Annotated in this window: 11 protein-coding genes; 6 read left to right on the forward strand and 5 right to left on the reverse strand. The window is 41.3% G+C overall.

All coding sequences use genetic code 11. From position 1 onward, the window contains the following. Window positions 1-13: 13 nt before the first annotated feature. The 5 genes from BPR_RS01085 to BPR_RS01105 form a co-directional block, all read right to left on the reverse strand. Entirely contained in the window at window positions 14-1,708 is a 1,695-nt protein-coding gene (locus BPR_RS01085; protein WP_013279614.1) for a GGDEF domain-containing protein, read from the reverse strand. Then, window positions 1,698-3,464 carry a GGDEF domain-containing protein gene (locus tag BPR_RS01090; RefSeq protein ID WP_013279615.1) on the reverse strand — a complete coding sequence of 589 codons (1,767 nt, stop codon included), beginning with the start codon at window positions 3,462-3,464 and terminating at the stop codon, window positions 1,698-1,700. Before BPR_RS01090 ends, BPR_RS01085 begins: the two co-directional genes overlap by 11 nt. A gap of 119 nt (window positions 3,465-3,583) precedes the next feature. Next, window positions 3,584-4,450 (reverse strand): TPM domain-containing protein, encoded by an 867-nt coding sequence (locus tag BPR_RS01095; RefSeq protein ID WP_013279616.1) that lies wholly within the window; start codon window positions 4,448-4,450, stop codon window positions 3,584-3,586. Window positions 4,451-4,479: 29 nt separating this feature from the next. Then, window positions 4,480-5,541 (reverse strand): hypothetical protein, encoded by a 1,062-nt coding sequence (locus BPR_RS01100; RefSeq protein WP_013279617.1) that lies wholly within the window; start codon window positions 5,539-5,541, stop codon window positions 4,480-4,482. A 27-nt stretch (window positions 5,542-5,568) separates the two neighbouring features. Next, a complete protein-coding gene (locus BPR_RS01105) occupies window positions 5,569-6,741 on the reverse strand; it encodes an SPFH domain-containing protein (protein WP_013279618.1) in 1,173 nt (390 codons plus the stop codon). A gap of 131 nt (window positions 6,742-6,872) precedes the next feature. Here BPR_RS01105 and BPR_RS01110 point away from each other — a divergent pair, with 131 nt between their 5' ends. From BPR_RS01110 to BPR_RS01130, 6 genes are all read left to right on the forward strand, one after another. Further along, on the forward strand, window positions 6,873-8,480 hold the full coding sequence (locus tag BPR_RS01110) for an ASKHA domain-containing protein (RefSeq protein ID WP_013279619.1): 1,608 nt from the start codon (window positions 6,873-6,875) through the stop codon (window positions 8,478-8,480). A 75-nt stretch (window positions 8,481-8,555) separates the two neighbouring features. Next, a complete protein-coding gene (locus BPR_RS20930; protein ID WP_013279620.1) occupies window positions 8,556-8,726 on the forward strand; it encodes a DUF6472 family protein in 171 nt (56 codons plus the stop codon). Between the two features lie 71 nt (window positions 8,727-8,797). Continuing rightward, window positions 8,798-9,892 carry an ABC transporter ATP-binding protein gene (locus BPR_RS01115; RefSeq protein ID WP_042256311.1) on the forward strand — a complete coding sequence of 365 codons (1,095 nt, stop codon included), beginning with the start codon at window positions 8,798-8,800 and terminating at the stop codon, window positions 9,890-9,892. Continuing rightward, complete coding sequence (locus BPR_RS01120; RefSeq protein WP_013279622.1) at window positions 9,889-10,779, forward strand: carbohydrate ABC transporter permease; 891 nt, start codon at window positions 9,889-9,891, stop codon at window positions 10,777-10,779. Before BPR_RS01115 ends, BPR_RS01120 begins: the two co-directional genes overlap by 4 nt. A 27-nt stretch (window positions 10,780-10,806) precedes the next feature. Next, a complete protein-coding gene (locus BPR_RS01125; RefSeq protein WP_013279623.1) occupies window positions 10,807-11,679 on the forward strand; it encodes a carbohydrate ABC transporter permease in 873 nt (290 codons plus the stop codon). Between the two features lie 47 nt (window positions 11,680-11,726). Beyond that, window positions 11,727-13,352 (forward strand): extracellular solute-binding protein, encoded by a 1,626-nt coding sequence (locus tag BPR_RS01130; RefSeq protein WP_042257284.1) that lies wholly within the window; start codon window positions 11,727-11,729, stop codon window positions 13,350-13,352. The last annotated feature ends 48 nt before the right edge of the window (window positions 13,353-13,400 follow it).

Below are 13,400 nucleotides of genomic sequence, written 5' to 3' on the forward strand. Positions count from 1 at the left end.
TCTTGATATCAGGTCACAGACGAGGGTGTATTCCCAGCTCCTGGTGCATTTTGCGTTTGTTCTCATACATTCGCTGATCCGCCAGGAGGTAGACCTGATGTGAGTTTCCTTTTTCGCTCTCATGCTTGAAAGCAAAGCCTATGGCTACACTTCGCTTATAATCAGGATAAAGAGCATTCATGACATTGAGCGCGCTGTTCATTCTTCCGATAAGTGCGCTTATATCCTTGGTGTTGGCATCTCTTAGAACAACAAGGAATTCATCACCGCCTATTCTGGCAGAGAAGTCATTTTCACCAAAAGTATTGGATAGAACCTTGGCAAATTCTTTAAGATACCTGTCTCCTGTAGGATGTCCGAATTTGTCATTTACATCTTTAAGACCATTTAAATCAATACTCATTATGCAGTAATCATCGGTTGCGCTGTTTAGTTCTTCCATGAGCTTGTCTGCCTTGGATCTGTTGGCCAGATTAGTGAGGCCGTCTGCATAAGCCAGATGAGAAAGAGACTGATTCTCTCTTCTTTTGGCATAGGTTTCTGTTATGTACATAAGGTATGTAGATAACTGACAGGCGGCGAATATCAGGCAGGCTGAAGAAATTACTATTTTATTGGCTGATTGATTGGTTTGGTGGCCGGCAACCTCGAAGCCATACATTATAAGGTGGAAAAACTGGCCAAAATCAAAGGCAAAAAGCCCTACAAGCTGTATTAGAGTAGCAGGAGATTCTTTCGTATTTTTTTTGTTACTGACTGCTACATAATAAATCAGTATCACAAAACCAAGAACAGCTACTACATGATAAAGAGGCAGAGTTACTCGAAGGTGTATGCCGAAAAAGTAGTGCAGAGCATATTGAAGTATAGGCACAGCGGTGCTTACGAGCATTATTGCCTTGTATCCCCTATCATTTTTTAGGTTCTTGATGTAATACAGCAGCAGGTATGAGTAAGGAACCACAATATACATACAGAAGTATTCTATTTCAGTCTCTTTTTCTGTATATATAAAAAGAGAAAGAATATTATAGTAGGTCATCAGCCAGGCTGCCAGATTCATGCAAAAGCACGAACCTACAAGAAGACTTCTGACTTCAGGAACATAGTTTACAAAGACTAAACCAATGCATAAGAACATAAGGCCGAATACAAATGTAAACATTCCGGTGGCTATTATCAGGAGATTATCTCTTACGAATTTACCGCTTATATCCGTCTGCGCTGCAAGGATCGGTGCAGTAAGAGTCTTGAAGGCATTAGGCTCCCCTACGTACATGTCAAAAACAAAGGTTTTACCTGCATAGTCTGAAGGCAGTGGTATCATGTGGTACATTTTGCCTATAAATTTTCCGGTTTTATAGTACTCATCTCCGTAGCTATAGATTTTGGTGCCGTCAATATAGCATCCAAGGGTTGTATATCTGCTTCTGAAAAACAGTACGGGGTTAGGTATATTGCTCTGGGGAAGTACAGTTTTATAAATTATGTGGTCGCCGTGCTTTAGCTCCCCCTCAAAGTATTTATAGCTGTCCCACATGGATACTTCATGAAAATCAGAGTTGTTGATACTCATAAGCCAGCTGTCATTAAGATCGATCATTTCATAGTCTGCAGATCGATATAAAGTGATGCGGCAGCCTATGATAACTACTACTATTATGAATAAAGAAGCAAGCAAATAAGGGAGTCTCTTTTTATTTTTCATTTGAGCCTCCTTCCTTATCTGCATGTTTTAGCAGATCATCGTACAGTCTTCCAAGAGACTGTTTATGGTGAGTGTTTTTCATCTGGTACATTCTGGCATCTGCAAGAAGATAAACGTCCTGAGCAGTAGCTGTATGATAAAATTTCTCGTCATGACTGTCTGCATAGCCATAGGATGCCGAGAATTTCAGATGAGTTTCCTTACTGTTCTTGTGTTTCATCAGGTCATCGAAGCATGAGATATCTCTTTGAAGACGCTCATCGTTAACATAAGGCAGTACTACAATAAATTCATCCCCGCCCATTCTGCCAAGAAGGGAGGCATCAGTAAAACTATTGGACAGGATATCAGCAAAATCACTTATCAGGCGGTCTCCTTCAAGATGCCCGAAGTTATCGTTTGTATATTTGAGATAATCAAGGTCAATGCTGATGATGGTGTAATCACCGCTTAGTTCAGCCAAAGTAAGTTCACACCTTGAGCGATTTGCAAGAGAGGTCAGACTATCTGTGTAGGCAAGACCTTCAAGCTGCTGTTTCATGTTTGATTCATTTATGTATTCGATGCAGTGGAAGAAATAATTCAGAACAAGACACATCATGAACAGAAGCGCCCCTACAGTCAGGAAGTTAATGTTGGTATTCATTTCGCCTGAACTGAAATATTTTTTGATGTTGAATTTGACTATATCTATAACAGAGCATCCAAGGAACAATAAAAGACCAAGGAGAAGCATATTGGTCGACATGCTTTTTGATCTGAATTCGTCCGGATATCTGTATCTTTTATAAACAGAACCCCCCAGTGAAGAAATGACAAATATGCCTTCTGTAAGAGCAATCACATGAAGAGTAGTTACAAAATGGCAAATGTGTATAGTGTTGGTCAGATGAAGTATAGCTGTGGTAATTGCAAATCCGAAATTGATAATGCCGAGGATCATTGCTATTAAATGACCATTTATCTGCCTGGCTGTATAGAGGAATAAGAGAATTGAAGCGGGCAGCAGGAATAAAGTGATGTATTCAAGGAAAGTATAGAAAGCTGCATTTTCAGTAAATAACCAGAAAAGATCGTTGAAGCATAGAATGTATAGTCCTAAAAGGACAGAAATAACTCCGCTAAAAGTAATGCTGAGATCATGGTTTCCTCTGTACATAAGGATAGGAGATATGATAATCATCATATATCCGAACATGACAAGGAATACGGCAATAAAAAGTGCAAGTCTGTTACTTTGCGATATATCTCTTGCAATGTCCTCGATATATCCAAGAATGATTGGAGATATGCCGGAAAAAGCCTCATTTTCCTGAGGTGTTATGATAATTGTCAGTTCTTTTCCGGGATAGTCTTTTGGGAGAAGAACAAAATGCTGCTTTTTGGGAAGCATCTGTTTTTTTTCGACATAGTCCCAGCCATAGGAATAGATTGACTCTCCATCCAGCAGGACATCAACAGTAGATAGTATGCTTCTGAAATGAATAGTGACGGGATCAATATCATACTTATCAAGTGTTCTGGTAAGAGTGATCACATCACCAATATTAGCAATTCCTATATCTGCCAGGGACAACTGCTCAGGAGTGTAGGTTTTATCTGCATGAGTAACAGTCCAGCCGTCTTCAAGCTGGACTAAGTCATAATTCATGGGAGATTTGAAACTGTCTGTTCCAAGGAAGGCAATAGCCAACCCCATTATGAGAACTGCACATAATGTCAGAAGGATAGTTCTGATCCTGCGTTTTGTTTTCACCCACAGACCTCCTATTGTCTACCTTATAGTATACAGCTAACTGATAATAAAAACACTTAATAAAATATAAAAAGGCCAACACAATCTATGAAAGAATGTGTTGGCCTTGTAAAATTTTTTTAAAAATGTCCTGAACTTCCACCGTGACTGGAGCCTGAACTTGAGACGTGGAAAGAACTTCCACCGCCGCTATTAGAGTTATTTTCCGGAATTTTGGTCCTGGAAGTTGATGATCTTATGTAAGTATCTGTATGAAGCCCCATATGGAGTCCGTTGTGAATCTGGTAACCTGCTGCGTTTACACTTGCCTTGACTGATTTCAAATCCAAAGACATGATGCCAATTGGAATAAATCCAATTACAAGTCCAATTAGAATGCATATCAGTAATGCCCTTGTAACGGCAGCAGGACTTGTGTCCTTGTAGTCCACGTCATATGGAGTGCCTTCTTCATAGAGAGTGAAGTATCTCTCAGATACATCTATGAAGGCCTTGAAGGCATCGTAATAATCGTCGTCACGCAGATACGGGATCATTTCATCCATTAGTTCTTCCTGACCATAATCAGTAAAAACATAGGCAGCAGTTCCATGAGTTGAAATTGCCCATTCCCTGTCTTCCATGCTGAGCATAAAGAGAATACCTGAGCCGTCATAATCTGCCTGAAAGCCGTTATAGTCAAAATAGTCATCTGCATAATCCTGAATAGAACCACGGTGAGAATTAACAGTCAGGATGGCGACATTTGCCTGATGGGTCGAGCTGATACTGTTCAGAAGACCAAGTATTTCCTGCTTCTCAGAAGCTGTTAAGAGCTCTGCATTATCAAGAAGTCTCTCTTTTTGTCTCGTGGATGGCATGACGTAGTCATCCCACAATTGTCCGTCACTTGCAAAAGATGTGACAGTCGGAACACAAAAAGCAGCAATCATGATGGCAAGAAGCGCTAAAGCTATTTTTTTGTGTATTTTGATAATTATTCTCATAAGTTGTAATGATACCTAAATATTTGATTTTAGATTATAAAGTAATAAACCAAAAATGAAATAAGAGTGCCTATTGCTGCGAACGGTATATAGTATTTGATTGCCTGAAGCCAGCTAAATGGCAGGTTTCCAACAAATTTACCGGATTGACCGTTCATGGCAAATAAGTAATTTTCACCTTTCCAGGTTGTGTTTAGTATATACACAGGATACATAGCATACTTGTAGGATGAACTTACAACCCCGGTATTCTCCCTAAGTGACCTGAGACCGGAATAACCGTTAATGGTAGCCTTGAAATCAGATATTATGGAGGCTTTGATCCTGTCCATAGCACGTGGTTTCATGGCATCTGCCGGATTGTTGTATTTATTTGCCAAAAAGCCGGCGAGATATCCCATATTAAAGGGAACCATCTCGTTGTGATCAAATGGTTCTAGGGATTCCATGAGATCATCAGGCATTTCCTTGGAACCATCTACAGGCACAAAGGCAAAGTCCTCTGTTCCGGATCTCTTTACATCATAGTATTTGGTTTCTGTGTATATATACTTGCTGTCCTGCCAGGTTCTGACCTTGGTGCCTTCATAGGAACCGTCAAAGCTCATGGTGGCGTCAAACAGCCAGAAAGGAACATAAACACCCTTGATTTCATCTATATGGTTTTCATCCAGAAAGACCTTTGGAACAAGTTTTTTGGATTTTACATGTTCTCTGTAGGTTTTCATGGCGTCTTCTTTTGTGCATTTAAAAGGAATTATGTAGTCAGGTTTAAACTGTCCTGAGAACTTCTCGCTTACAACGACGTTGTTACTGCAGAAGGGGCACTTGGTTGAACCAAGTGATTCTGTCGTGAGAATCTCACCACCACAGGAGCCGCATTTATAGATATACAGTTGTTGTCCGTCATCAGTTGTATTTTCGTTTGTATATTCGTCTGCAAGCTCTCCGGTACTGGACGAGTTGTGGTTAGCTACATAATCCTTGACGTCAAACTCAGAATCGCAAAAAGGACATTTAAGTTTCTGAGTCTTGGGATTAAATTCCATTGCCCCGCCACAAGCGGGGCATTCATATTCATGTAAAGCCATAAGTTCCTCTGCTGATAAATGATTGCTTTATTGTCTTGGAGCACCGCAGTTAGTGCAGAAGTTTCCGGAATTAGCTGTGCCGCAAGAGCATGTCCATGCGCCGGTAGCTGGTCTTGGCTTACCGCAGTTAGTGCAGAAATTGCCGCTGTTAGGTGCGCCGCAAGAGCATGTCCATGTTGCACCGGGAGCTGCCATCTGAGGAGCCTGCTGCTGTCCCATAGCAAAGAGATTCTGCGCGTTCATGCCGCCAGCCTGCTGAGCCATGTTCATTCCGGCAAATGCCATCATAGGGCCTGTTGCTGTGTTCTTGGCAGCATCCTGCATAGCCTGAGCCTGAGCACTTGCAATAGTAGCTGCAGCCATATTTGGATTTCTAAGAGCGCCTGCTCTCTGGAGTTCCTTGATAGTTTTCTCATCTTCTTCAGAAGCTGTAACTGAGCTTACACCGAAGTTTGAAATCTTGATTCCATAGAACTCAGTCCACTTCTGTGAAAGAACTTCGTTAAGAGCATCAGCAATCTCTGTTGTGTGTCCTGGAAGAGCACTGTAACGGATGCCCATAGTTGAAATCTTGGCAAATGCTGGCTGAAGGGCTGTCAGAAGCTCTGACTTGAGCTGAGACTCGATTCTGTCTCTTGTAAATTCACCCTCAACATTGCCGCAAAGATTCTTATAGAAAAGAACAGGGTCAACAATCTTGTAGCTGTATTCGCCATGGCACTTAAGGCTAACGTCCATGTCAAGTCCGATATTTGTGTCAACTACGCGGAAAGGCACAGGATTAACTGTTCCGTATTTGTTGCCCAGAATATCTTTGGTATTAACAAAATAAACACGCTGATCCTTGGCTGTAGCACCGCCAAAACCAAGTCTCTTTCCAAACTGCTTGAAGGAATTAACAATATTCTCTCCAAGATCGCCATAAAAGATTGAAGGCTCTGTAGAAACGTCATAAACAAATTCGCCTGCTTCAGCACAGATTTCAGTGATCTGTCCCTGATCAACAAGGATCATGCACTGTCCTTCATTAACGGCAATGATAGAACCATTAGAAATAATGTTCTCATTACCCTTTCCTGCCTTCTTGATACCCTTTGTCATAAGCACATCGCTTGAAAGAGCAGGACAGTAAAAATAATCTCTCCACTGATCAGCAAGAACGCTACCACCAGCAACAAGAGCTGCCTGTAAAAGTCCCATAACTATCTCCTTTCATACATACCCATATTCTGTTTGATAAAATTACCTAAGCAACTAATATTTTCGCACACTTTAGCTCAAAATGCACCTTTTTTGTGATAAATAAAGGCGTAATAGTGTATCATTGTTTTATGGAAAAAAATAAGTTGCTTATTACTATTAATACAAATGGAAAAAAGATAAGGTTGCAAGCTCCCAAAAGGCGACAGCTCAAGGGGCTTTTAAGTGATGCTGGCGTGCAATATGTGCTTCCCTGCGGCGGCCTCGGCAGATGCGGAAAATGCAGAGTCAGATTTCTCAGCGGAGCTCCGGATGTGAATTCTCTTGATAAGTCTTTTTTGACGGAAAAAGAGATATCTGATGGCTTCAGACTTATGTGCAGATGCATTGTTACAAGTGACTGTGAAATTGTTCTTGATGATGTGGCTGTCAAAGAGGAAGAAATTGAAGTTAAGAAAAGCTTTGAAATCAGAGTAAAGCAGCCTCTTGATGAAAAAGACATAACCGGATGGGGCATAGCTGTTGATATCGGGACAACAACCTTGGAAGCTATGCTTGTAGGAATGAATGATGAAAAGACCAGACAGGTCTTTGATATTGTTTCCGGGATAAATCATCAGAGGAAATACGGCGCAGATGTAATAGCAAGGATTTCTGCAGCGGCAGGAGGAGATGGAGAAAAGCTCTGTCAGAGTATTCGGGAAGATATTAAGACTCTAATTGTGGAACTGGTTAATGGAAGAGAAGTTAATAAGCTTGATTATATCTGCATCACTGGCAATACGACGATGCTTCATCTTCTAAGAGGTTATGATGTGGCGGGACTTGGAGAGTATCCCTATAAGGCGGTAAATCTTGATGTGGAAAATATAAGTGCGTGGGAACTTTTAGGTGACCTGTCAGAAAAAGACTTTCCGTATTTATCAGAAACCAGAGCTGTACTGATGCCCGGAATATCAGCTTTTGTCGGTGCAGATATAGTGTCGGGTATCGATGCTATAAGTATGACAAAGATGAAGCACAAGGCTTTATTTGTGGATCTTGGAACAAATGGCGAGATGGCTTATTGGGACGGACACAAGCTTTTTGTGACCTCTACGGCAGCGGGGCCTGTATTTGAAGCAGGAGGAATTGTATGTGGGACAGCAGCTATCCCGGGAGCAATCTATGGAGTCCATATTGAGGAAAAAGATGGCAAGTACAAGGTAGAGCTTGAAACAATCAAAAATAAGGAGCCCTCCGGAATTTGTGGAAGCGGCGTTTTAGAGGCTGTTTCAGAACTTGTCAGAAACAGGATAGTTGATGAAACAGGTCTTTTGACCAAAGAGTATTTCGAGACCGGTTTTCCGCTTACAGATGGAGAAAACGGGATCAGGATTTATCAGAGCGACATCAGGAATGTCCAGCTTGGCAAGGCGGCAATAGCAGCGGCCTGGAGTCAGCTACTTGGAGAAACAGACCCTGAGTATATAGAAATAAGCGGTGGATATTCAAGCAGCTTTGACGCAAAAAAAATTAAATATCTTAAGCTCTTTCCGCAGAATTCCAAGATTGTGCTTGGTGCGTCAAATGCGGCGCTTGTGGGATGCATGTATCTTTTGACAGATCTTTTGACGAGCAGGGAAGCCGGTGATAAGGCTGTTAAGAGACTGCAGAAGATAGCGGAAACTGCGCAGGTAGTGGAACTTGTAAACAAAGCAGATTTTGCAGAAAAATATGTGGAAGCTATGAGTTTTTGAGGTATTATGATATAGGTGTTAAAAGTCAAAAATATACATCATAAGGTGTTTTAAGAGAAATGAAAGAGGTTTTATATGATTTGTGATACTTGTGCAAATTATGCATATGATGATGACTGGGAATGTTACGTATGTATGGTCAATATGGATGAGGATGACTATGGCCGCATGGTAGCTGGCGGTAATAAGGAGTGCCCATATTATCAGGATGGCGATGAGTACAAGGTTGTAAGGCATCAGATGTGACTATTGCGTATAAGCGAGTGCATAATAGTCATTAGAATAAGTAGTGTCAATATTTGATGGAGGAGCATGTAATGAAAGTAACACTGGAGCACGTTACCAAACGTTTTCCTAATAGAAATAAGAAAATTAAAGAGGACGTCATTGCTGTTAACGACTTTAACTTTGAGATTCCTGATGGCAAGCTTATAGGTCTTTTGGGTCCTTCAGGCTGTGGAAAGAGTACAGCGCTTAACCTTATCTGCGGACTTGAGAAGCCTACAGAAGGAAGGATCATTTTTGGAGATACGGATGTGACAGACCTTCCGCCGCAGCACAGAGGAGTGGGACTGGTTTTTCAGAATTATGCTCTTTATCCGCACCTTACTGTCCGTGAGAATATCAGATTCCCGCTTGAGAACTTTAGAGGCGACAAGAAGCTCTCCAAGGAAGAAATGGAAGAAAAAGTTTTAGAGGCGGCAAGACTTGTGCAGATTGAGGAACTTCTGGACAGAAGGCCAAGTGAGATGTCTGGCGGTCAGCAGCAGAGAGTTGCTATTGCAAGAGCGCTGGTAAAAAGGCCTCAGGTGCTTCTTTTGGATGAGCCACTCTCAAACCTTGACGCGAGACTTCGCCTTCAGACCAGAGAGGAACTTAAGAGAATACAGCTTGAGACCGGTATTACAACTGTTTTTGTAACTCATGATCAGGAAGAGGCCATGAGCATTTGTGATACCATCGTTGTTATGAAAAATGGAGTTTTGCAGCAGATGGGAGATCCTCAGAGGATCTACGATGAGCCGATAAATCTTTTTGTTGCAAGCTTTTTGGGAACTCCGCAGATCAATACCTTTAAAGGAAGGATTGCAGACGGCGGGGTATATATTGGCGATGCAAGAGTCCTTGACGCCGGTGGCGTTTCTGACAGAAATGTGTCCGTATCCATCAGACCGGAAGGCTTTATTGTTGATGAAAACGGGCCGCTTGAATGCGAATTTGTAAACCGCGAAGTAATGGGAAGAGACACAAGCTACGTGGCTAAGCACCCGCTTTTTGTAGGTGAGAATATCAGAGCCATCATTCCATCAGAAGTAGTCAGTACCGGAGTTGACGGCAAGATAAGATTTTCACTTAAACCGTCCAAAGTTCATGTTTTTGATGAGAATACCAATGAGAGGATAATCCTATGAAAAAGAATCTGACTGCCTGGCTGTGTCTTTTACCGGCCATAGCTTTCCTTGGAGTATTCATGGTGTATCCTCTTATCGATGTATTTGTTTACTCCTTTGAGGAAGGATATAATTTCGCATCCCAGACCTTCTGGGGAACCGGATTATATAACTATTCTTATGTTCTTCATGATCCATACTTTATTCAGGCTCTCAAGAACACCTTCATAATCGTTATAATCACTGTCCCTTTATCTACGGGGATAGCTCTTTTGATATCTCTTGAACTTAGTTCTATCAAGGCTTTGAGAGATTTTTTCCAGACTGTATATTTCCTGCCCTATGTTACAAATACACTGGCTGTAGGTCTTGTTTTCATGATCCTGTTTAAAAAGACAGCGTATTCGGACGGACTTATTTCTCTTTTGATCCAGCTATTTGGCGGACCATCAGTTGATTTTATTGACGGACCTTACTGGGCCAAGATGTTTGTAATGTGCTTTTATACCATTTGGATCGTTATGCCATTTAAGATATTGATCCTTACAAGTGCGCTGGCTTCAGTAAATCCTATGTATTACAAAGCTGCTGAAGTTGATGCAACTCCAAAGTGGAGAATCTTTTATAAGATCACGCTTCCAATGATATCTCCAATGGTTTTCTACCTTGTGATCACTGGATTTATCGGAGCTTTCAAGGCATATAGCGATGAAGTGGCTCTTTTTGGAACAGATCTTAATGCAGCAGGTATGAATACAATTGTCGGATACGTGTATGATATGCTCTACGGTAATAGCGGAGGCTATCCTTCCTATGCGTCGGCAGCAGCTCTTATCCTCTTCGCAATCGTATTTACTATCACAACCATCAACTTGATGGTCAGCAGAAAGACTGTATATTATCAATAAATTGTCATAATAAGGAATCGGTTAGATATGAACGAAAATGCCAATAAAAAACTTGAAAGACAGGCAGTGAGAAACGAGAGGCTCAGAAAGGTAGTGATCTACTTTCTTCTGACTCTATGGGCAATTCTTGTACTGTTTCCCTTTTACTGGATGCTTCTAACTTCAGTCAAGGGATATGGCGCATACAATTCAGAATATGTGCCCAGATTCTTTACCCTCAGCCCGACGCTTGAGAATTATGTGACTGCATTTACTGCGGTTTCACTCGGAAGATACTTTTTTAACACCTTTGTTTTTACGGTGCTCACAACCCTTCTTATGATGGTGGTTGTAGTCCTCTCGGCGTTTGCTTTTGCAAGGCTTGATTTTAAGGGAAAAGATATAGTGTTTTCTCTTTTTCTGTCGCTGATGATGATACCTAATGAGCTTGTTATCATCACTAATTACGTTACAATCACAAACCTGGACCTTAGAAACACCTTTATGGGACTGATCTTGCCATCGGTAACTTCTGTGTTCTACATATATCTTTTAAAAGAGAATTTTGAGCAGATTCCGGAAGAACTATATAAAGCCGCTAAGGTTGATGGAACCTCGGATTTTAGATACTTGTGGAAAGTTATGCTCCCGATCTCAAGGCCAACTATAGTGACGATCACTATCCTAAAGGTCATCGAGTGCTGGAATTCATATGTATGGCCCAGACTTATCACAGATGACTCCAATTATTTCCTTGTTTCAAACGGTATCCAGGAGATAAGGGAAAACGGCTTTGGACGAGAAAACGTACCTGCTATGATGGCAGCAGTAGTTGTAATATCTGTACCGCTTGTGGTTTTGTTCCTCATTTTCAGACACAAGATCATGGCTGGTGTAGCAAGAGGCGGAACGAAGGGCTGATTTAAGAGCCTTGTCAATATTTTATGAGAAAGAGTATCAGAGAGAATATGGTAATCAATATAAAAAGAAAGATAACAGTCTTTTTGGGATGCGTATTAGCCAGTTCGTGTATTCTCACAGGGTGCCACGGAGCAAAAGACAGCGCAGGCTTTGAGATACCGCAGGAGCTTGATGAGAATAAGAAGATAGAACTGACTTTCTGGGCTAAAAATGACACGAATGTAACTCAGACTGCAATTTATAATAAGGCAATAGAAGACTTTGAGAAGCTATATCCTAATATTACAGTGAATATGCGTCTGTATACGGATTACGGCAAAATATACAACGATGTAATCACCAATATTTCAACGGGAACCACACCAAATGTGTGTATCACTTATCCGGATCATATTGCAACCTATCTTATGGGCAATAACACTGTAGTTCCGCTGGATGATCTTTTTGCTGATGAGAAATACGGGCTTGGTGGAAGCGCCCTTAAGTTTGACTCACCTGCAGTTTCAGAGATAGTACCTGAGTTTTTATCAGAGTGCGTAATTGGGGATAAGCATTATGCTCTTCCCTACATGAGGTCAACTGAGGCCTGTTATATTAACAAGACATATGTGGAAAAGCTTGGATACGAGCTTCCGGATACGCTTACCTGGGATTTTATCTGGGAGGTTTCAGAGGCTGCTATGGAAAAGAATGCAGACGGGACATTCAAGGTAAATGGTCAGAACGTAATGATACCATTTATTTACAAGTCCACAGATAACATGATGATACAATCCCTTAAGCAGCTCGGGGCAGGTTATTCAGACCAGGAAGGAAACATTCTTCTTTTTAACGATGATACCAGAGGAATTCTGAAGACTATTGCAGAACACACAGGTAGCGGAGCTTTTTCAACATTTAAGATTTCCGGATATCCGGCTAACTTTTTAAACGCAGGACAGTGCATCTTTGCAATTGACTCAACTGCAGGGGCTACCTGGATGGGATCCAAGGCGCCACTTCTTGATATTTCAGAAGATAAGGTTATTGATTTTGAGACCGAAGTAATGGCAATTCCTCAGTATGATCCCGAGAAGCCTTCCATGATCTCGCAGGGGCCATCCGTATGTATTTTCAATAAAAAAGATTCTCAGGAAGTACTGGCATCCTGGCTTTTTGCGCAATATCTTTTGACTAATGATGTTCAGATTGCTTATTCAGAGACTGAAGGTTATCTTCCTGTCACAACCAAGGCTCAGAGCACCGCAGAGTATCAGGATTACCTTGCCGGGGCCGGAAGTGATGATGACAAACACTATGACGTTAAGATCAAGGCTACAAAGATCCTCATGGATAATACTGAGAACACCTTTGTTACACCTGTATTTAACGGATCAGCTTCTGTGAGAGATGCGGCCGGACAGCTTATTGAGAACGTGACTAAATCTGTCAGAAGGAAAAAGACAGTTGATGATGCTTATATTGACCAGCTTTATGAAGATGTTAAGGCGCTTTATCATCTGGACCAGGGTTCTACAGGCAATATAGGCGGCAAAGCAGAACTTGGGAAACTTCCCGCAGCATCTGTTGCGCTTATAGCAGTTCTTGTAACCGCGTGGGTTCTGATTGGACTGTATTCGTTAAAAGAGAAACTAAAAACTTNCAAAAAAATGAATAAATATTTGTATTTATGAAATATTGTTAGTATAATTGCATTGTTTGTAATTATTCATGGGCGTTCG

The sequence above is a fragment of the Butyrivibrio proteoclasticus B316 genome (genome assembly GCF_000145035.1).
Classification (GTDB): domain Bacteria; phylum Bacillota; class Clostridia; order Lachnospirales; family Lachnospiraceae; genus Butyrivibrio; species Butyrivibrio proteoclasticus.